Source organism: Anaerostipes butyraticus, assembly GCF_016586355.1.
GTDB classification, from domain to species: Bacteria; Bacillota; Clostridia; order Lachnospirales; family Lachnospiraceae; genus Anaerostipes; species Anaerostipes butyraticus.
Map to the genome: position 1 here is coordinate 1 of NZ_BLYI01000069.1, position 19,409 is coordinate 19,409.

17 protein-coding genes and 6 tRNA genes are annotated in these 19,409 nt (G+C 42.7%); 21 read left to right on the forward strand and 2 right to left on the reverse strand.

Features of this window, described 5'->3' with window-relative positions; all coding sequences use genetic code 11:
• From JMF81_RS14845 to JMF81_RS14890, 10 genes are all read left to right on the forward strand, one after another.
• Window positions 1–73 (forward strand) — tRNA-Thr (locus JMF81_RS14845).
• A 6-nt stretch (window positions 74–79) separates the two neighbouring features.
• A tRNA-Ile gene (locus JMF81_RS14850) sits at window positions 80–153 on the forward strand.
• A gap of 25 nt (window positions 154–178) precedes the next feature.
• A tRNA-Asp gene (locus JMF81_RS14855) sits at window positions 179–252 on the forward strand.
• Between the two features lie 29 nt (window positions 253–281).
• Window positions 282–354, forward strand: a tRNA-Val gene (locus JMF81_RS14860).
• A 29-nt stretch (window positions 355–383) separates the two neighbouring features.
• Window positions 384–469: transfer RNA gene (locus tag JMF81_RS14865), tRNA-Leu, on the forward strand.
• 79 nt (window positions 470–548) lie between these two features.
• Window positions 549–622, forward strand: a tRNA-Arg gene (locus JMF81_RS14870).
• 263 nt (window positions 623–885) lie between these two features.
• Window positions 886–1,554, forward strand: a complete 669-nt coding sequence (locus tag JMF81_RS14875; RefSeq protein ID WP_201312214.1) for a response regulator transcription factor — start codon at window positions 886–888, stop codon at window positions 1,552–1,554.
• Window positions 1,542–2,468: a sensor histidine kinase gene (locus JMF81_RS14880; RefSeq protein ID WP_201312215.1), complete on the forward strand. Its 927-nt coding sequence runs from the start codon at window positions 1,542–1,544 to the stop codon at window positions 2,466–2,468. The genes JMF81_RS14875 and JMF81_RS14880 overlap by 13 nt, the downstream gene beginning before the upstream one ends.
• Before the next feature lie 81 nt (window positions 2,469–2,549).
• Window positions 2,550–3,224: an ABC transporter ATP-binding protein gene (locus JMF81_RS14885; protein ID WP_201312216.1), complete on the forward strand. Its 675-nt coding sequence runs from the start codon at window positions 2,550–2,552 to the stop codon at window positions 3,222–3,224.
• Between the two features lie 5 nt (window positions 3,225–3,229).
• On the forward strand, window positions 3,230–5,719 hold the full coding sequence (locus JMF81_RS14890; RefSeq protein ID WP_201312217.1) for an ABC transporter permease: 2,490 nt from the start codon (window positions 3,230–3,232) through the stop codon (window positions 5,717–5,719).
• A 125-nt stretch (window positions 5,720–5,844) separates the two neighbouring features.
• On the opposite strand, the gene JMF81_RS14895 is transcribed toward JMF81_RS14890, so the two are convergent.
• On the reverse strand, window positions 5,845–6,987 hold the full coding sequence (locus JMF81_RS14895) for a mannitol-1-phosphate 5-dehydrogenase (protein WP_201312218.1): 1,143 nt from the start codon (window positions 6,985–6,987) through the stop codon (window positions 5,845–5,847).
• Window positions 6,988–7,094: 107 nt separating this feature from the next.
• Complete coding sequence (locus JMF81_RS14900) at window positions 7,095–8,996, reverse strand: PTS mannitol transporter subunit IICBA (RefSeq protein ID WP_201312219.1); 1,902 nt, start codon at window positions 8,994–8,996, stop codon at window positions 7,095–7,097.
• Between the two features lie 351 nt (window positions 8,997–9,347).
• On the opposite strand from JMF81_RS14900, the gene JMF81_RS14905 reads away from it, so the two are divergent.
• The 11 genes from JMF81_RS14905 (at window position 9,348) to dhaL (ending at window position 19,089) form a co-directional block, all read left to right on the forward strand.
• On the forward strand, window positions 9,348–11,303 hold the full coding sequence (locus JMF81_RS14905; protein WP_201312220.1) for a BglG family transcription antiterminator: 1,956 nt from the start codon (window positions 9,348–9,350) through the stop codon (window positions 11,301–11,303).
• A 43-nt stretch (window positions 11,304–11,346) separates the two neighbouring features.
• Entirely contained in the window at window positions 11,347–12,231 is an 885-nt protein-coding gene (locus JMF81_RS14910) for a class II fructose-bisphosphate aldolase (RefSeq protein WP_201312221.1), read from the forward strand.
• Between the two features lie 22 nt (window positions 12,232–12,253).
• Window positions 12,254–12,724, forward strand: a complete 471-nt coding sequence (locus JMF81_RS14915; RefSeq protein WP_201312222.1) for a PTS sugar transporter subunit IIA — start codon at window positions 12,254–12,256, stop codon at window positions 12,722–12,724.
• A 38-nt stretch (window positions 12,725–12,762) separates the two neighbouring features.
• Window positions 12,763–13,062 carry a PTS fructose transporter subunit IIB gene (locus JMF81_RS14920; RefSeq protein WP_201312223.1) on the forward strand — a complete coding sequence of 100 codons (300 nt, stop codon included), beginning with the start codon at window positions 12,763–12,765 and terminating at the stop codon, window positions 13,060–13,062.
• Window positions 13,063–13,114: 52 nt separating this feature from the next.
• Window positions 13,115–14,149 carry a PTS fructose transporter subunit IIC gene (locus tag JMF81_RS14925; protein ID WP_201312224.1) on the forward strand — a complete coding sequence of 345 codons (1,035 nt, stop codon included), beginning with the start codon at window positions 13,115–13,117 and terminating at the stop codon, window positions 14,147–14,149.
• Window positions 14,150–14,199: 50 nt separating this feature from the next.
• Complete coding sequence (locus tag JMF81_RS14930; RefSeq protein WP_201312225.1) at window positions 14,200–15,114, forward strand: cupin domain-containing protein; 915 nt, start codon at window positions 14,200–14,202, stop codon at window positions 15,112–15,114.
• A 111-nt stretch (window positions 15,115–15,225) separates the two neighbouring features.
• The gene (locus JMF81_RS14935) at window positions 15,226–15,879 is read left to right on the forward strand and encodes an HAD family hydrolase (RefSeq protein ID WP_201312226.1); all 654 of its coding nucleotides are present in this window, start codon (window positions 15,226–15,228) and stop codon (window positions 15,877–15,879) included.
• A gap of 90 nt (window positions 15,880–15,969) precedes the next feature.
• Complete coding sequence (gene rpiB, locus JMF81_RS14940) at window positions 15,970–16,446, forward strand: ribose 5-phosphate isomerase B (RefSeq protein ID WP_201312227.1); 477 nt, start codon at window positions 15,970–15,972, stop codon at window positions 16,444–16,446.
• Window positions 16,436–17,293, forward strand: coding sequence for a sugar phosphate isomerase/epimerase family protein (locus JMF81_RS14945; protein WP_201312228.1), 858 nt, complete (start codon window positions 16,436–16,438; stop codon window positions 17,291–17,293). The genes rpiB and JMF81_RS14945 overlap by 11 nt, the downstream gene beginning before the upstream one ends.
• A gap of 12 nt (window positions 17,294–17,305) precedes the next feature.
• Window positions 17,306–18,304 (forward strand): dihydroxyacetone kinase subunit DhaK, encoded by a 999-nt coding sequence (locus JMF81_RS14950; RefSeq protein WP_201312229.1) that lies wholly within the window; start codon window positions 17,306–17,308, stop codon window positions 18,302–18,304.
• A 146-nt stretch (window positions 18,305–18,450) separates the two neighbouring features.
• Window positions 18,451–19,089 carry a dihydroxyacetone kinase subunit DhaL gene (dhaL, locus tag JMF81_RS14955; RefSeq protein ID WP_201312230.1) on the forward strand — a complete coding sequence of 213 codons (639 nt, stop codon included), beginning with the start codon at window positions 18,451–18,453 and terminating at the stop codon, window positions 19,087–19,089.
• The last annotated feature ends 320 nt before the right edge of the window (window positions 19,090–19,409 follow it).

Consider the following 19,409-nt stretch of genomic DNA (forward strand, 5'->3'; position numbering starts at 1 on the left):
GCCGTTGTGGCTCAATTGGCAGAGCAGCTGATTTGTAATCAGCAGGTTACCGGTTCAAGTCCGGTCAACGGCTTAACGGGGACCTTTAGCTCAGTTGGTTAGAGCAATCGGCTCATAACCGATCGGTCCGGGGTTCGAGTCCCCGAGGGTCCATTGTGACAACCAAAATAAAATATCTGGCCCGGTGGCTCAGCCGGTTAGAGCGCCGCCCTGTCACGGCGGAGGTCGTGGGTTCGATTCCCATCCGGGTCGTTTTACTATTTTCATAGTATATTTTTCATGGGATCATAGCTCAGCTGGGAGAGCATCTGCCTTACAAGCAGAGGGTCACAGGTTCGAGCCCTGTTGGTCCCATTTATATGTCAGAATTTATTTTGGCATATGCCGCAGTGGCGGAACTGGCAGACGCGCGGGACTTAAAATCCCGTTCGAGTTAAATCGAGTACCGGTTCGATTCCGGTCTGCGGCATTTTAGGTATTGACACCACGGACAGAATGTGGTAATATATCTAATGTTGTCGGGTATGACAGCAGTTATAATTTGATATGTGGGCGTAGCTCAGCTGGATAGAGCGTCTGGCTACGGACCAGAAGGCCGGGAGTTCGAATCTTCTCGCCCACGCTGAAAGGACTTGCAGAAGCAGGTCCTTTTTTTATTTCATAGGAACGGAAGATGCTGCTCATGGCCCTGCCGCAGGCGGAGAATCCCGCTTTGCAGGCTTCTTTCCTGGTTTATGAATAAGAAATTTCATTCAGGTGAATATTCATCAATAAACTTCAGACAGAAATAATTATCACAATCCTGTGACAATTATTTCTGCTTTTTTTATTTTTCGGTATAATGATATAAGGCAGAAATTTCATAAGTATATATGGAGGTACCATGTGAGAAAAATAATGATCGTGGAAGACGACAAAGAATTAAATAACGGGATCGCGTTTCATATAAGAAAAGCAGGATATGAACCGATACAGGCTTATATCTTAAAAACTGCGGCAGCCATGTATATAAACAGCAGACCGGATCTGATTCTTCTTGATGTGGGATTGCCGGATGGAGACGGATTTTCTTTCTGCCGGCAAATCAGAGAAAAGGAGGGAATTCCCATTTTGTTTATTACGGCAAGGGATTTAGAAGAAGATGCACTAAAAGGATACGAATCAGGAGCAGAAGATTATATCATAAAACCATTTTCTCTGCGGGTGCTGACCAAAAAGATTGATGTGATCTTGAAACGGAATCAGAAACGGGAAACCGAAGGCTTTTATGATGGCTTTTTATCTGTAGACTTTCGACAGATGAAGGTAACAAAACAGGAAGAAGATTGTATGGTAACGCCCACAGAATTCAAACTGCTTCGCATCCTGATAGAGAACAGAGGTCAGCTGCTTACATATTCCCTGCTTCTGGATCGTCTGTGGGACAGCAACGGGCAGTTTGTAGATAAACATGCTCTTGCAGTTAACATTAATCGTTTGAGAAAAAAGATAGAAGATGAGGAACATAAGTATATTTCCAATGTATACGGAATGGGGTACCAATGGCTGAAATAGTGATAATCGCAGTCCTTTTCACAGGGGCTGCGGCTCTCGGTATAAAATATCTCCGGATGAAACAGGATATTTATGATTTTGGAACATATTTAGATGAATGTCTGGATCAAATGATTGCAGGAAAAGAAATGCGGCGGATGGATGAATCAGAGGAATCTATGTGGGGAAGGACTTATGACAAACTGAAAAAATTGGATTATATATGGAAGAAACAGAATCAGAAAAATATAGAAGAAAAAAAGCAAATGAAAGAACTGATTTCTGATATTTCCCATCAGACCAGAACACCGTCAGCCAATATGAAACTGTATCTGGAAATCCTTACCCGAGAAGATCTGACAGAAGAAGAGAGAAGACAGTTTCTCCGGAAAATTCAGCTTCAGGAAGAAAAACTGGAATTTTTGATGGAAAGTCTGGTAAAAATGTCCCGATTGGAAACAGGGGTTCTAACTCTTCATATGGAACTACAGCCTTTTTATGAAACTCTGGTCAGGGCTGTGGCAGCCATTGTGCCAAAGGCAGAAAAGAAAAAAATTATGATTTATGTGGATTGTGCAGAAACGCTGCTATTGTGCCATGACCGTAAGTGGACGGAAGAGGCGGTATTTAATCTGCTGGACAATGCAGTGAAATATACAGAGCCGGGCGGTGAAATCAACATTTCGGCAAAAGAACAGGAAATCTACACGAAAATCAGCATTCGGGATACAGGAAAAGGAATTGAGCAAAGCCGGCAGGCAGAAATATTTCAGCGGTTTTATCGGGAGCCGGAAGTTTCACAAAAAGAAGGGATCGGAATCGGCCTGTATCTGACAAGAAAGATTATCACAGTGCAGAATGGATATATCGAGGTGCATTCAGAACCGGGAAAAGGCGCAGAATTTCAGATTTATCTGCCGCGGAAAGAATTATAACAAAATTGTGATAAAACGTAAAAGAGACTGTTTTGTGATAGTTGTCCGTTATGCTTGTAATATAGAAGGAGGGAAAAGTAAATGAAACAGTGGATGGTGAAAACAAGAAATTTGAAAAAATATTACAAGCAGGGAAATTATATAATAAAAGCTTTAGACGGCGTAGATTTTCAGGCGGAAGATGGAGAATTTGTTTCTATTATTGGAAAGTCAGGGAGCGGTAAGAGTACGCTTCTTTATATGATTGGCGGACTGGATATCCCTACAGAAGGGGATGTTTTCGTGGGAGGGAAAAACCTGGCAGGAATCAGCAGGGAAAAACTGGCAGTTTTTCGGAGAAGAAATGTAGGATTCATTTTTCAGAGTTATAATCTGGTACCAGATCTGAATGTATATGAAAATATCATACTTCCGATAGAATTGGACGGAGCGGCTGTTGATGAGGAACTGGTTGACGAACTGCTGGACAGCCTGCAGCTTTTAGATAAGAAGGAAGCAATGCCAAATACTCTTTCCGGAGGACAGCAGCAAAGAGCTGCAATTGCCAGGGCATTAGCCATAAAGCCTCTTCTGGTTCTGGCAGATGAACCAACTGGAAATCTGGACACAGGAACAAGTCACGATGTTATAGGTCTGCTTCGGACAATGGCAAAGCGTTTTCAGCAGACACTGGTTGTCATTACCCATGACCAGGATATTGCACAGATGGCAGACCGGATCGTTCATATGAAGGACGGGAAAATCGTGAGGGGGTGACGGCTGTGAAGAAATACAATAACAGGATCTTGTGGAAGATGGCGGTACGGTCTTTAAAACGCAATAAAGCAAAAAACCGAATGCTTTTAACAGCAGTGATACTTTCTGTTTTTCTGATTTTTACAGTTCTGACAGTAGGCAGTACTTATATGGAAATGGAAAAAATACAAAATATCCGTCAGAAAGGAGCTCAATTTGACGCCGTGCTGGTCGGCGGAGTTACAAAGAAACAGCTGGAATGGTGCAGAGAAAGAAAGAACATCACGGCAGTAGGGCTGCAGGCGTACAGCGGGTATCCGGAAAAAACGAAAAAAGATAGTACTCTTCACAGTGGACTGATCTGGTGTGATGAAGTATTTTGGAAGAAGCAGATGGCGCCGGCCAGGGACATGGTCCAGGGAAGATATCCGCAGAAGGAAAACGAACTGATGGCTACCAGAAAGTCATTAAAAGACTGTGGAATGGAACATCTGGGGGTGGGGGATTCTTTTGAAATGACTTATACTGATCACAACGGATCGCATACAAAAAATTTTACGATATCCGGTATCTGGGATGGATATGGTGACCGGCAGGTGTTTTTTGTTTCAAAAAAATTTTTTGAGCATTCCGGCTATACACTGGACCAGACCAGATCCGGGATCATGTATCTGAATTTTGATGAGAAAGATTTAAGAGAAAATGAGCGGCAGGAAATCATGACACGGCTGAATCTGGGAGAACAGCAGTATTTTGAATTTAGTCAGGAAATGAGCAGCTGGATGGAAGTAATGACAGGCGCGGCCGGACTGGCAGCGGCGATCTGTCTGAGCGCCTATCTTTTGATTTACAATATTCTTAGTCTGTCAGTATCAGCCAATATCAGATATTATGGCCTTCTGGAGACCATAGGAATGACAAACTGGCAGATCAGAAAATTTCTAAGACGTCAGATGGCACTGCTGGGCGCAGCCGGAATCGCAGTGGGAATGAGCCTGGGAATCGTGGTTTCTTTTCGATTGATTCCATTTATTGTTACAGCCCTTGGAATCCATCAGGATGATATTCACGTGGTCTTTCATCCGGCAGTGTTCGTCCTGGCAGTGGGAGTTGCAGCGGCGACGATTTTTATGGGAAACCAGAATGCCATAAAAACTGCAGGATCCGTATCTCCGGTGGATGCCATGTGTTACCGCGGCAGTTCAGAAAACCGGAGACGGCATAAAATAAGAAGAGGACCGGTTTTATGGAAAATGGCTCTGGAGCAGATCGGGAAAAATAAGAAAAAATCGGCCGTTGTCATCCTGTCTCTTGCAGCCAGTCTGAGTATATTTTTATGTCTTACAACACTGATTCAAAGCCATGGGGCCAGAACTGTTTATACCAATTATATGAATGAAGATCTGATCGTTCAGAATGATACCCTGCTGAAGGAAGAAAAATCCGACTGGAAGCAGATCATGGATGCAAAGTTCATTGATTCTGTCCGGAAATTATCTGGAGTAGAAAGAGTTTCTTCTCTGAAGAGAGCAGAAATCGTTGTACCGTGGAGCGGTGAGATCACGGAAACGTGGCTGAAAAAATTTTATGAAAAATGGCAGGAGGAGCCTTTTGGTGAAAAAGAGCGGAATGAATATAAGGAGCATCCGGAACGATTTGATTCTTTTTGTTATGGTATCAGCCGTCAGGAATTTGATTATCTGAAAGAAAATGAAAACCTTAAAACAGAATGGAAAGATTTTAGAGAAGGAAAAACCTGCCTGCTGTATGATGGAGCAATGAGTCTTCCAGAAAGTACATTTTTGGGGAAAACACTGACTTTCTGGGAAGACAGGCAGGGATCGCCGGAAGAAAAGATAACAATCGGAGATTTGGTTTCTGAAGAATATTATGGGGCAGGTTCCGGAAAAGGACTGGTGATTCTGATCAGTCAGGATTATATGAAAGAGATGGCAGGAGCTCTTGTGTTTAGAATGAATATCAGCTATAAAGAACCTTATGATCAGGAAACAGAACAAAAAGTTCTGCAGAAAATCCAGGAAACTCCTGGACGAAAAGATTTTTCCTATACTTCAAAGATAGAGGATTTGAAAGAAGCGCGGAGAGCGCAGGGAAATATGATGGGAGTAGGAATTGGCCTGACCGTGATCATTGCGTGGATCGGTATTATGAATTATATCAATACCGTATCAGGAAATATTTCCAGCCGGCAGTCGGAGCTGGCGCTCCTGGAAGGAATCGGTATGACAAAACGACAGATGAGAGGAATGCTGGTAAGAGAAGGAATCTTGTACGGGCTGTTTTCATGGCTGATTACAGCTGCCGCGGGGATTGGCATCACCTATGTGATCTATGAGAAAATGAACAGCAATCAGATACCGTTTGAGATACCGTGGATATGGATATTAGGAATGGCAGCAATTATTTTGATGATATGCGCTCTGGTACCAGTGATTTTCTATCATATCATTGATAAAAAAAAGAGTATCATCGAACGTATCAGGGAGATACAATAAGGAGAGATTCAAATAGGATAACGGCAAAAGACTGACAGATTTTTGTCTGTCAGTCTTTGCCGTTAACAACGCTAAATGAAGTAAGTGTATCATTAATGTATAAATAAATATTATTTATAATCTTTTTAGAGGATATTTGTATAAATCTCTGCAACCTGATCCAGGATGCTTTCATTTTCAATTCCGGAAATTTCTTTTAATGCGTTTTTTACCCCAAGATTTTTGATCTTATCCTGCAGTTCTGCGCTCTGCGGATCATCCGGGTTATCATATTTCAATGCGGCAGCCATACCTGTCAGCAATGCGTCTACCGGAAGGTTATATTTCAAAGCAGTTGTTACCGGCTTCGCAAGACGATCCGCTGCGCTCAGTTTACGGAGAGGTTCTCTTCCTACACGAGCAGGATCATCTTCAAGATATGGATTTTTGAAACGATTGATGATCTTGTCAATGTATTTAAAATGAGCCTCCTTGTCGAAACCATATTTTTTAACCAGAGCCATTCCGCTCTGCTGCATTGCTTTCTTCACGATGGTAAAGATTTCTTCATCTTTGATGCTCTCATCAATTGTCTTATATCCTTTGTAGTATCCAAGATATGCAGCGATGCAGTGTCCTGTGTTCAATGTAAATAATTTACGTTCAATATATGCCATCAGGTTATCAGCCAGGTTCATGCCGTCGATCTTAGGAACTTCTCCTTTAAAAGAAGCCTCTTCGACATTCCACTCATAGTAATTCTCTACAACGACATCGATTGGATTGTCAAGACGAACAGGAGGAACGATACGGTCAACGGAACAGTCTGGGAAGCCGACATACTGGTCAGCATAAGCTTTTTCTTCATCTGTGAAGTGACTGTAAACAGCCTCTTTTAACTGGGAACTGCCGCGGATTGCATTTTCACAGGCAATGATATTGAGATATTTTTCTGAACCATCTTTCATTCTTGCTTTGATTCCGTCTGCAACGGCTGGCGCAATAATTGGAAGAACACGCAGCCCAACAGCGGTAGTAATGATTTCAGCATCCTTGATTTCCCCGATAACTTCTGGCTTTGTGGAATCCACTCCGCTGATATCTGTAATGATCTGTTCACTGCTTTCCACGTCTTTTACATAGATGGTATATTTCTTGTCTGCATTGATCCGGTCAATGATTGTCATGTTTACGTCTGCAAATACTACATGATATCCTGCGTTGGAGAGCAGTCCTCCAATAAATCCGCGTCCGATATTTCCAGCTCCAAACTGAATTGCTTTTTTCATTTTGCTCCTCCTTTGACAAAAAACGTCTGTTCTTATTTATTTTTACCTGTTTCGATAAAGGGTACACCGCATCTGATCCGATGCACCCTCTATCTGATGTTTACTTTTTAGCGGAATAAACTCATAATTTCGTCGATGTTCTTCGTTGTCTTCATCATTTCTAACTGTTCAGCATCATCAAGAACTTCTGTGATTCGTCCTAAGATTGCCAGATGTTCATCACCTACTCCGGCGATACCGATGACTAATTCAGCTTTCTCTCCATCGAATTCTACACCTTCCGGATACTGGAGAATAACGATGCCGCTCTTCTTTACTCTGTTCTTGGCATCAACTGTTCCATGAGGAATCGCGATTCCCATTCCCATGTAAACAGAAGCTTCTTCATTACGTTTGATCATTGCAGGTATGTATTCTTCATCTACATATCCTAATTCGTTCAAAAGTTTACCTGCTGCGGTGATTGCGTCATTCATTGGTACGGATTTCAGTCCGATTTTAATACCTTCTTCTACCAGGATTTTTTCATTGACAGCGGAGGTTTCTGCTTCTGCGGCCGGTGCTGCTTCCGCTTCTGCTGCAGGAGCCTGTGCGCCAACAGATGTTACCTGATTATATAACTGGTCTAATTTCGGATCTGCAAGGAAGTTTCCGATGGTTACCATCTGAGCCTGAGGTGCTGCTTTTACGGCACGATCGACTAAGATTTCCTGTACAACTGCGATATCACAGTCAGCCGGAATGTTATCTACAGAAGTATTTGCTACTGTAATGTCAGGACGAAGTTCCTTGATACGGTTACGGAATTTTGTAGCACCCATTGCGGATGATCCCATACCTGCGTCACAGGCGAAGATGATCTTCTTAACTTCGTCAGCTTTCTTAGGCTCTCCGTTTGCTGCAGGAACAGCTGCTGTGCCTTTTGCTTCTGCTTTTGCGGCTGCCATGTCGCCCTGTGCTTCTTCCAGACTCTTGCCGTTTGACATCTTAATGATCGGTGATGCAATCAGGAAGGATACTCCGGCTGCGATCACGACACCAATTAATGTAAGCAGAATCTGACTTCGCGGTGACATGGACAGGTAAGTGATGATAGAACCTGGGGAAGCAGGACCTACAAGACCACATCCTGTGATTGAGAACCATAAGATTGCACAAATGTTACCTGCGATCGGAGCAACGATTACCAATGGATTCATCAATACATATGGGAAGTAAATTTCATGAATACCACCGAATAAGTGAATGATGATAGCTCCAGGTGCGGAATCTTTTGTTGTTTTGTCTTTACAGAAGATCCAGTATGCAAGCAGAACACCAAGACCAGGACCCGGGTTAGGCTCTAACATATACATGATGGATTTTCCGGCTTCTGCTGCCTGTTCAATTGCGATCGGTGTGAAAATACCATGGTTGATCGCGTTGTTCAGGAACAATACCTTCGCCGGCTCGATAAAGATAGCTGCCAGTGGAAGTAAGTTTGCGTTGATCAGTACGTTTACACCTGCTGTTAATACTGCCAGGATAGCGCTCATAACTGGTCCGACTAAGTAGTAACCGATGATTGCAACGACCATACCGAGAATACCAACGGAAAAGTTGTTGATCAGCATCTCGAATCCGGCCGGCATACGGGTTTCCATAAATTTGTCGAATTTCTTGATAACCCATCCGGCGAATGGTCCCATAACCATGGCACCCATTAACATTGGTGTACCTAAGATACCTGCATCGGATATTGTGGTACTTCCGGCGATACATCCCATAACGGCGATGGCACCCATAACTCCGCCGCGGTCTCCTCCAACCATTTTTCCGCCGGTGAAGGCGATCAGAGCTGGTAAGAGGAAATAGAGCATGTAAGGCTGAATGGAAGCAAGCTGTTCATTTGGAATCCAGCCGTCTGCGATAAATAATGCGGTGATCAGTCCCCATGCGATGAATGCGCCGATGTTAGGCATGACCATAGCACTTAAGAACTTTCCGAATCTTTGTACTGCGTTTTTCATGTTTCGCGTCCTCCTTTTAAAAGATTTGTTCTTTGTTTCTTTAGTTATATTATAGGTTCAAACATGGCAGGAAACAAGGAATTGATACGAGGGTAATGTCCCCATTAAATAGTGACATTAAATCATGACATCATTCAATGGTGACATCAGCAAATGTCACTATTTGATGGTGACATTTATACGGATGTTCTGTTTTTGCAATGAATTATTTTGCACTAATTGTATCAATATCAGTACAAAATCCGATTTTATGACATATGTACAAATGTAACAATCAATCGTTATAATAGAACCATAAAGTAGTTAAAACATACAACTGCTTTTGGTTTTTATTCATTGAGGAGGCCTGTCATGAATAACCTGCAAGAAAAAGTAATTCGCGCAATGGTGGATATGTATGGATTTTATTCCATAGAAGAACTTTCAGAGATGACAAACATATCGGTCAGCAGCATCAAGCATTCTCTGGGGGATATTGCAGAACAGATCGAAGAATACGGAGCCAGACTGCTTCGTGTCCCAAGAAAAGGAATCTGCATGGTGGCGTCGGATAAAGAAAGGGAAAAAATTGTAGAAGAACTGGATTCTTATGCAAACAGCAATCCGGAATCTTTCGTTTATCGAAAAAATTACATTCTGGACATTCTGTTTAATTTCCCGGCAAATTATACGATCGGATTGTTTTCAGAAGAATTATGTGTCAGCAGACAAGTGATTCAAAAAGATTTAAATGAGATAAAGGAATATCTGAAACAGTTTCACTTAAAACTGATAAAACGAAGAAACCGTGGGATTGAAATCCTGGGTCATGAATTCGATTTTCGTCAGGCACTGATTGATATAAGAAATGCAAAATACTGGAAACACGCCTACATTGAAGATCTTCCAGCGAAACTTGATTATCGGATCAGCAAGAGAGCGTATACATTTTTTTCACAATATTATTCAAAAAACGACATTATGATGGTGCAGGAATATCTGGCGCAGAGTGAAAAAAAGCTTGGTATCATTTTAATTGATATTTCTTTCTGCCGACTGACAGAATATCTGCTGATGTCTAAAAGCAGGATTGAGGAAGGGAAAAAAATTACCAATACTGCGGACCGTAAAATGACAGAACTGGAGAAATCTTATCTCGAAGCCGCAAAAGGGATCCTGGATAAAATGTTTCCGATGGAGACAGAAATGGATCTGGAATACAGATTTCTGGCAGCCAAATTGTTTGTTGCCAAGACCTGTGATCCGGCGGGAAAGGTGCAGGATGAAAAGCTGATGGATTTAGCGGAAGATTATATCTTTATTGTCCTGAAGGCCATACAGAAAGAAAACGCCATTCGCCTGAGGGAACTGGAAAAACAAATTGCTGTTTTTTTACAAACAATAAAAATCAAACGGGATTATATGCTGGCAGAATGGGACGATCTCCATAAAGATGTCCAGCAGCAGCTTCACAGTATTTATGCGGTATGTCTTGCATATGCGGCAAGGCTGGAAGAAGAACTGGGATTTGTATTGACGCAGGATGAGATTGCATGGATCACACTGCTGATTCATCAGACAGCAGTCATAAGTTACGGCAGCAGGCAGGGTATTTTTGTTACAGCCACAGATCCGTATACAACAGCATATGACGCAATGAAAATTGAAAATGAAATTGATAATCTGGAAATTGTAAAAATGCTTCATATTTATCAATATGATCCTGACAGGGCAAAAGGGAAGATTGTAATATCAACGGTGCCCCTGAAACAGAAACGGGAAAATGAAATTGAAATTACAAAGCATGTCAGTCCGATGGATCTGAATAAGATCAGAAATTGCATTGATAAATATGAGAAACAGAGACAAAACCAGAAAGTCATAGACACCATACGTCATACCTTTCAAAAAGAACTGATCATGACAGATGTGTCAGTTAATACAAAGAAAGAGGCGATACAGGAAGCCAGCAGACTGCTGATGGAGCAGGGATGTCTGGAACAGGATGTAACAGGAAAAGTTTATGATCTGGAAGAAAAACGTCCGACAACAATAGGAAGCCAGATTGCCATGGTTCATATTTACAAGGAAAGTGTAAAGAAAAGCGGCATAGCGATTCTTAGAATGAAGTATCCTGTCCGATGGTCAGAAAATTCCAAAGTGAAACTTGTGTTCTTTCTCGCCATCAATTATGAGCAGTCCAATGAAATTCTGATGCTGTTTAAATTTCTGTACAGCCTGATTGACCATAAAGATATGATCAACAAAATGATTGAAGCAAAAGATCCTGAAACGATTTATGATTTCCTGATGAAGGAAATTGGATGACGCAGCGTAATGAATACGACAAATAATTTAGGAGGGAAAAGAAATGCTGGTAAATTTGAAAAAAATCTTGGAAACTGCAGAATCAGAAGGATATGCGATCCCATGTATTAACACACCAAACGAAGAAACAGTCCGTGCAGTGATTGGAGCGGCAGAGGAACTGAACACACCAATTATCATTGACCATGCACAGGTGCATGATTCTCTGATTCCAATCGAGAGAATCGGACCGGTTATGCTGAAATATGCAAGAGAAGCAAGAGTTCCGGTATGCGTTCATCTGGATCATGGCAGTGATTATGAATTCCTTATGCGAGCTGTAAAAATCGGATTCCCATCTATTATGTATGACTGCAGCGCGCTTCCTTTTGAGGAAAATGTCGAAAAAGTGAAAAAGTTCGTACAGTTTGCTCATGCTGCAGGAATCACGGTAGAAGCAGAACTCGGGGTTATGGCATCTACAGCAGAGGATACCCATGGAGAGGAAGACCCGGAAAGCAGAGTCCTTACAAATGAAGACATCAAAGAGTTCTTTACAAAACCGGATGAAGCTAAAAAGTTTGCGGAAGAGACCGGATGCGATGCACTGGCTGTATGTTTCGGAACCATGCATGGAATTTACGCAGAACCTCCGGTACTGGATATTGACAGAGTAAAAGCTCTTCGAAAAGAAATTCCGGACAGCTGCCGTATTGTAATGCATGGAGCTTCCGGAGTCGCATTTGATCAAGTGCAGACAGCGATTTCTGCCGGATGCTCAAAAATCAATTATTATTCGTATATGGCAAAGGCGGCAACAAAGTTTGTGGCGGATAAAGTAGAAGAGACCAAAGGAACGATCGCATACCATGAATTACAGGAAGCGGCCTATGAGTTTATGAAAGATTATGCAAAAGATGTTATTTCAGCATTTAGGAATGGAAAATAAAACAGGATAAAGGAGGCATTTCATGGGAGATGTAAATTTAGCGGAAGTGCTGCTCCCGGAAATGGTAATCCTTGATTGTGAGCCTTTTAAAGATAAGGAAGATATGTTTGATACAATGACCCGCAGATTTGAAGAGGCAGGTTTTGTATCAGATGCAAAAGCCTATAAAGAAGCGTTAGAGTACAGAGAAAGCCTGGGACCTACATATATGGGAAATTATGTTGCAATTCCTCATGGAAAATGCAGTGAAGTCCTGAAACCGGGCGTTGGATTTGTAAGATGCAGAAAACCTTTTATTTATGAGTCAGCCGGAGAATCCGGCGAGGTAAAATTCATCTTTGTACTGGCAATATCTGACAATCAAGATAATAATTACCATTTAAGAGTGCTGGCAGCACTGGCAGGAATGCTGGCGCATGATCAGTTTCTTGAACTTCTGGGAAAGGCGGAAAATTATGAGGAACTGATCCGGGGAATCAAAGAATTATCTTAGGAATCCGGAAATATACAGAAAGCAGGGAGGTGAAATCCATGAAGGTAATTGCAATTACATCATGTGCTACAGGAATTGCGCATACCTATATGGCAGCAGAGGCGATTATGAAAATCTGCAAAGAAAAAGGATACGACTGTAAGGTTGAAAAACAAGGTGCGCTTGGGATTGAAGACAAGCTGAGAAGCAGGGATATTAAGGAAGCTGACCTGATCGTCTTTGCAAACGATGTAGGAATCACAAAGGCTGAAAGATTTAAAGGGTACGAGGACAAGATCCTTCATACAAAACCGCACGAGGTAATCAAGAACCCTGAGATTATTTTTCAGGGAAAATAGCAAATTCAAAAAAGAGGAAAACAGAAAATATTTATGAAAGGATGGGTAACAAATGAGAGATGTGATTGATGATATCAAAGAAGCGTTTTTGACCGGTGTATCCTATATGCTGCCATTTGTCGTAGCTGGAGGAATTCTGGTAGCTCTGGGATTTTTGCTGGGCGGATATAATATTCCAAATGAAGTAGACCCTGGAACGACATTTGCATCTACGATCTTCTGGATTGGGGAAATCGGTCTGGATAATCTGATGGTTCCTGTGCTGGGAGCTTATGTAGCATATTCCATCGCCGATAAACCAGGAATCTGCGTCGGAATGTTCGGCGGATGGATTGCAAATGACCCCTGGGGGATCGGATATAAGTCAGGATTTCTTGGAGCCCTGGTAGCAGGAATCATAGCAGGCTATCTGGTAAATCTGCTGAAAAAGATTCCACTTCCTAATTCATTGAAATCCCTGCTTCCGACCCTGCTGGTACCGGTCATCGGATGTGCAGGCATCGGTCTGATCATGCATTATGTGATTGGAACACCTCTGGGAGCTCTGACACAGGCTCTGACGAATATGTTAAATAACCTGGGGACAGGAAATCTGGTACTCCTGGGTATTATACAAGGATGTATGCTTGCCTTTGATATGGGAGGACCGTGCAATAAAGTTGCCTATGCGTTTGCCCTGGCCTGTATGGAAACCGGAAACTATGCGCCTATGGCTGCGAACTTTGTGGCAAGCTGTGCGCCGCCGCTGGCTCTGGCTCTGGCAATGCTGGCCGCGCCGAAAAAATTTACCAAAGAAGACAGAGCCAATATACCGGGATTTTTTGCAGGAGCTCTTTGCATGATCACAGAATTTGCGATCCCTTATGCAGCAAAGAATCTGAAATATATCCCATGTTTCATGGCAGGTTCTGCAGTGGGAGCAGTCATTTCCTATTTGTGGGGAATTACGATCCGGGCACCGCATGGAGGAGTGTTTGTTGTCTTTGCGATGAACAAGGTGCTTCCATTCTTTGTAACCCTGCTGATTGCGGGAGTTGTATCTGCGGCTCTTATTGTTCTTGTGACAAAGGCGCCTGAAAAAGAATAACTGAAAGACAGCTGGGATTTTACCAGCAGATAAAAGACAGGAGAGAAAAAATGGCAAAATTAATGGAAATTATGGGACATTTCCCTTTTGAACCAGATGAAAAAAAACCGATGCTGATCCGGAAACAGGATTATTCTACTGCTTTATATCCGCCGGATAACGCATTTACATCGGACAATACATTTACAATGATTACGACAGATACGTTTATGCTTGGAATTTATGAATTAGGACCGGGAGGTGTGTTTGCGCCGCTTGATATCCATCCAGGGGATGAGTCGTATTATATCCTAAACGGACCGGTTGTACAAAGAAGCGGCAATGGACAGTTTGCATATCTGGAAACGGGAGAAGGACTGTTTATGCCGGAAGGAGCATGGCACTGCTGCCATAATTTCTCAGATCAGAAAGCAAGAATTTTATATTTTATCACTCCAAAGGCATGGAGTGAATCTATTCCGCCGGCGGTGATTCCAACAGAGGAAGAGACAAAGTTCTACAAAGGACCGAACAATGACAATCTTCCGGACATGAGAGGCGCCATTAAAGATATTTCAAGACAGGGGTGTACTGATGATATCGGACACTGGCCGGTGGATGCGAAAGAAGCAAGAGAGACCGGAGCTGTTTATGCGGTGCGTGATTTCGAAAAGCTGAATAATGTGCATGGAACTACACATCCAATGCTGATGCGTTTTATTACGAGCAATGATTATGGACATTTTGGAGAGATGATCGTGCCGGCAGGCGGATATGGGCCGAGATGTTCGGATCCGGACAGTCACAAGGGAGACGGAGCATTATATTGTGTTGACGGACCGGTAACCGTGAATCTAACGGACGCTCAGGAAAGTTTTGTAATGGAACCGGAAGATACATTCTTCCTTCCTGCGGGAACAAAATATCAGCTGGTCAATTTTGAAAATAAACCAGTGAAAGTAGTCTTTGCGATTACAGAGCTGTAAAGAAGAAACGGCAGGGTCAGAAGGCCCTGCCGGGACTATGCGAAGGGCATCAGATAAGATATAATAAAAAGACAGATGCCCAAGGATAAGCAAACGGAAAGGAAGACTATTATGAAGAAGTACAAAGGAATTATTTTTGATCTGGATGGAACGCTGTTAAATACGGTATATGATCTGGCAGACAGTGTAAACGAGGTTCTGACACACATGGGATTTCCATGTCACGATGAAGAGGAATATAAGCTGAAGATCGGACATGGTTTTCGCAACCTGATTGAAGTAAGCCTTCCGGAAGACCAGAGAACGGAAGAAAATATTGAAAAAGGACTAGATATGTTCGTGAAGGCATATGATCAAAAATACAAGAACAGGACGGTGCCTTATAATGGGATTCCTGAACTAATGGAACAGCTGCATGACAGGCATATTTGTTTTGCGGTTAACTCAAACAAAAGGATGGACTACACAAATGCTTTAGTGGACAAGTTTTTCTCCCATCTTCCATTTACCGCGGTTTTTGGAGAAAGAGAAGGTGTGCCGAAAAAACCGGATCCGGCTTCTGCGCTGGAAATTGCAGGAATGATGGGACTGAAACCGGAAGAAATCCTGTATATTGGAGACTCCAGTACTGATATGGCAACGGGGAAAAATGCAGGAATGGATACGGTTGGAGTTGCCTGGGGATTTCGAGGCAGGGAAGAACTGGAAGCCAGTGGGGGCACATACATTGTAGATCGTCCGGAAGAGATACTAGATATCATCTGATTCAGAAGAAGTCTTTTGGAACAAAGATGGAAGACTGGGATTTATAAAAATCTGCTTTGATTCTGGATCAGGATTCAGAAGGAGAAGCGTATGAAATTATCATTGGGATGTGACGAAGCGGCATATGATCTGAAAGAAAAATTAAAACAGCATCTTCTGGAAGAAGGACATGAGGTAATAGATAACGGCGTAGGGCAGGGGGAGACAGCCCTCTATCCGGATATTGCCGTAAAAACCTGTAAAAAGGTGACGGACGGCACCTGTGACCGGGGAATTCTTGTGTGCGGTACAGGAATCGGAATGGCAATGACAGCCAATAAAGTACCGGGAATCCGGGCAGCTGTATGTCATGATCCGTATTCAGCGGAAAGATCAATTCTGAGCAATAACGGAAATGTAATGTGCATGGGAGCAAGGGTGATCGCGCCACAGCTTGCTTTATATCTTCTGGATATCTGGATGGGACTGGAATTTAAAGACAGTCCGTCCACGGAAAAAGTAGAACGCATGACATATTATGAAAATCAGTTTTGTGGGAAACAGGAGGTGCCGGAACATGAAATTTAAATTTGGAGTGGATACATTCATCTGGTCGGAGAACTATGGAAAGGATGATCTCTGGATCATTCCGAAGGCAAAAGAACTGGGATTTGAGGTGATCGACTTTGCGATTTCCGATCCATATGGGTTCCCTGTCAAAGAAGTAAAAGACGAACTGGACAGGGTGGGGATTGACTGTGTATGTACCACCACCCTGACGGAAGAAACCAATCCGATTTCTCCGGATCCGGATATCCGAAAAGCGGCGGTGAGGGCAGTGAAAAAATGCATTGATATCTGCAATGAACTGGGAGCGCCGATTTTAGGCGGTGTAAATTATGCGGCATGGGGATATCTTACGAAAAAGCCGAGGACTCAGGAAGAGTGGAAGCATGGCGTTGAGTGCATGAGGGAATCTGCAGAGTATGCAAAAGCAACAGGAAATGTAAATATCTGTGTGGAATGTGTGAACCGCTTTGAAACCCACTTTTTGAATATTGCGGAAGACGCAGTACAATTCTGCAGGGATGTCGGAACAGATAATATGAAGGTCCACCTGGATTGTTTTCATATGATACGGGAAGAAAAAAGCTTTTCCGGAGCAGTGAAAACCTGTGGGAAAAAATATCTGGGATATGTTCATGTCAATGAAAATGACAGAGGGATTCCGGGAACCGGTCTGGTTCCATTTCGGGAATTTTTTACGGCATTAAAGGAAATCGGGTACGATGGTCCTCTGGTCATTGAATCTTTTGACCCAAGTTTTGAAGAATTAAGCGGGAACTGCGCAATCTGGAGAAAATTTGCGGATACAGGGGAAGAACTGGCGGTAGAAGGACTGAAGAATCTGAAGGCAATTGCAGAAACTGTATAGGAGGAACCGCTTATGAATCGTATTGTAAATGATCCAAATTATGTTGTGGAAGATATGCTCAAAGGTTTTGTAAAAAACCATAAAGATCTGGTGGAAAAAACAGAAAATGACAGAGTTTTAAAGTATAAGAAGGCGCCGGTGGAAGGAAAAGTAGGGATCGTAACGGGCGGCGGTTCCGGGCATAAGCCGGCTTTTATCGGATACATAGGAGAAAATTTGTGTGATGCAGTGGCAGTAGGGGAAATTTTTTCTTCTCCGACGGCAAAAGCATTCCTGGATGCTATCAAGGCAGCAGATTCCGGAAAAGGAGTTGCGTGTCTGTATGGAAATTATGCGGGAGATAATATGAATGTAAAGATGGCAGTCCGCAAGGCAAAAAAACTGGGGATTGAAGTAAAAACCGTAGTAGCAAATGATGACTGCGCCTCAGCTCCAAAAGATGAATTGGAAAAACGCAGAGGAGTGGCAGGGGAAGTTCTTATGTGGAAAGTCGGCGGAGCGAAAGCGGCTATGGGGGCAGATCTGGATGAAGTCATTGCCGCAGCACAGAAAGCCATCGATTATACCAGGTCCGTGGGAATCGGGACAGCACCCTGCACGATTCCAGCTGTGGGACATCCTAATTTTCAGATTGAAGACGGAATGATGGAAGTAGGCATTGGCCATCATGGGGAACCGGGAATCAATGTACAGCCGTTAAAGACAGCCAGGGAAATTGCAGATGAAATGCTGGATCTGATTCTTCCGGATCTACCTTTTGAAGCAGGAGATGAAGTTGTTGTTTTACTGTCCGGTCTGGGCGCGACACCGGTTATGGAACAGTATATTGTATATGACCGGGTAGAAGAAGTCCTGGAGGAAAAAGGAATCAGCGTTTACCGGTCTTATGTGGGCAATTACTTCACATCTCTGGAAATGATGGGAGTAACTCTGACGGTCATGAAACTGGATGAAGAATTAAAAGAATGTATGGATCTGCCGGTGAATTCTGCAGGCCTGAAACAGTTTTAGGCAAAGACTGGGGCAAAGTGAAATGTGGCACAATTCTTTGTGCCATATTTGTACTTAAATCTGATTGGGATTCAAAAACTGCTGTGATAAAATAAGATTAGATCAAGAGAAAAAACAAATAATCGAAATAGTACGAGGTGAAGAAGATGGAAAGTTTCAAGAATGCAGATGCAGGCGTGATCGTAGAACAGCTGATCCGGACAATCCAGGAACAGAGAGATTACTTAAGTGAGATTGATGGAAAAATTGGTGACGGAGATCATGGGATCAACATGAACAAAGGATTTACCATGTGTGAAGAAAAACTGAAGGGACAGACCTATAATCTGTCAGAAGGGCTGTCAATTCTTGGAGAAACCCTGCTGGATGACATTGGAGGTTCCATGGGACCTCTTTACGGCATGCTGTTTGATGAGATGTCTATGGCATGTGAAGATGCGGAAGAGATCAATGCCGATGTTTTCGGTGAGATGATCACCGGAGCAGTGGAAGGAATCCAGGAAATCAGTCCTGCAAAGGTAGGAGATAAGTCTCTTCTTGACACGCTGGTTCCGGCCAAAGAGGCTTTTGTACAGGCCAAAGAAGAAGGAAAAGGGTTTGGAGAATGTCTGGACGCAATGAATGAAGCGGCTGAAAAAGGATGGCAGTCTACGAAAGATCTGGTTGCCAGGATCGGAAGAGCAAGCCGTCTGGGAGAGCGTTCCAGAGGAGTTCTGGATGCAGGAGCCACCAGCTGCTATTTTATCATCACAACGATTGGAAAAGGGGCAAAGAGTCTTTTATAAAAACCATGCAGTACGGGCGTCCGCCCTCATATATCATACAATTCAAAAAAAGACATCAGAAAAGGATTCTGATGTTCTTTTTTTATTTCACAGGAAACATCGTTTCTATGAAATAAAAACGGAAGAAACTTTTTGTAAAAGGAAATAATTGACAATTAAATAAAAATATGGTAAATTAAAGGTAGAAAGTGCTTGTACGGCAGCACAATTTTAAATCCCCTATTTTAAGATCTTGGTTTCCTTTTGGCGGTTCAGCCAATCATACCCCGATAATTTCTTAAAAATCATCATCAATCATTAGGCTTTTATCCTCTATCTTT

Bases quoted from the DNA above. Each gene is read 5' to 3' on its own strand.
- JMF81_RS14880 (WP_201312215.1), top strand. From the start codon at position 1,542: ATGGCTGAAATAGTGATAATCGCAGTCCTTTTCACAGGGGCTGCGGCT.
- JMF81_RS14885 (WP_201312216.1), top strand. From the start codon at position 2,550: ATGAAACAGTGGATGGTGAAAACAAGAAATTTGAAAAAATATTACAAG.
- JMF81_RS14895 (WP_201312218.1), bottom strand. From the start codon at position 6,987: ATGAAAAAAGCAATTCAGTTTGGAGCTGGAAATATCGGACGCGGATTT.
- JMF81_RS14900 (WP_201312219.1), bottom strand. From the start codon at position 8,996: ATGAAAAACGCAGTACAAAGATTCGGAAAGTTCTTAAGTGCTATGGTC.
- JMF81_RS14905 (WP_201312220.1), top strand. From the start codon at position 9,348: ATGAATAACCTGCAAGAAAAAGTAATTCGCGCAATGGTGGATATGTAT.
- JMF81_RS14910 (WP_201312221.1), top strand. From the start codon at position 11,347: ATGCTGGTAAATTTGAAAAAAATCTTGGAAACTGCAGAATCAGAAGGA.
- JMF81_RS14915 (WP_201312222.1), top strand. From the start codon at position 12,254: ATGGGAGATGTAAATTTAGCGGAAGTGCTGCTCCCGGAAATGGTAATC.
- JMF81_RS14920 (WP_201312223.1), top strand. From the start codon at position 12,763: ATGAAGGTAATTGCAATTACATCATGTGCTACAGGAATTGCGCATACC.
- JMF81_RS14925 (WP_201312224.1), top strand. From the start codon at position 13,115: ATGAGAGATGTGATTGATGATATCAAAGAAGCGTTTTTGACCGGTGTA.
- JMF81_RS14930 (WP_201312225.1), top strand. From the start codon at position 14,200: ATGGCAAAATTAATGGAAATTATGGGACATTTCCCTTTTGAACCAGAT.
- JMF81_RS14935 (WP_201312226.1), top strand. From the start codon at position 15,226: ATGAAGAAGTACAAAGGAATTATTTTTGATCTGGATGGAACGCTGTTA.
- rpiB (WP_201312227.1), top strand. From the start codon at position 15,970: ATGAAATTATCATTGGGATGTGACGAAGCGGCATATGATCTGAAAGAA.
- JMF81_RS14945 (WP_201312228.1), top strand. From the start codon at position 16,436: ATGAAATTTAAATTTGGAGTGGATACATTCATCTGGTCGGAGAACTAT.
- JMF81_RS14950 (WP_201312229.1), top strand. From the start codon at position 17,306: ATGAATCGTATTGTAAATGATCCAAATTATGTTGTGGAAGATATGCTC.
- dhaL (WP_201312230.1), top strand. From the start codon at position 18,451: ATGGAAAGTTTCAAGAATGCAGATGCAGGCGTGATCGTAGAACAGCTG.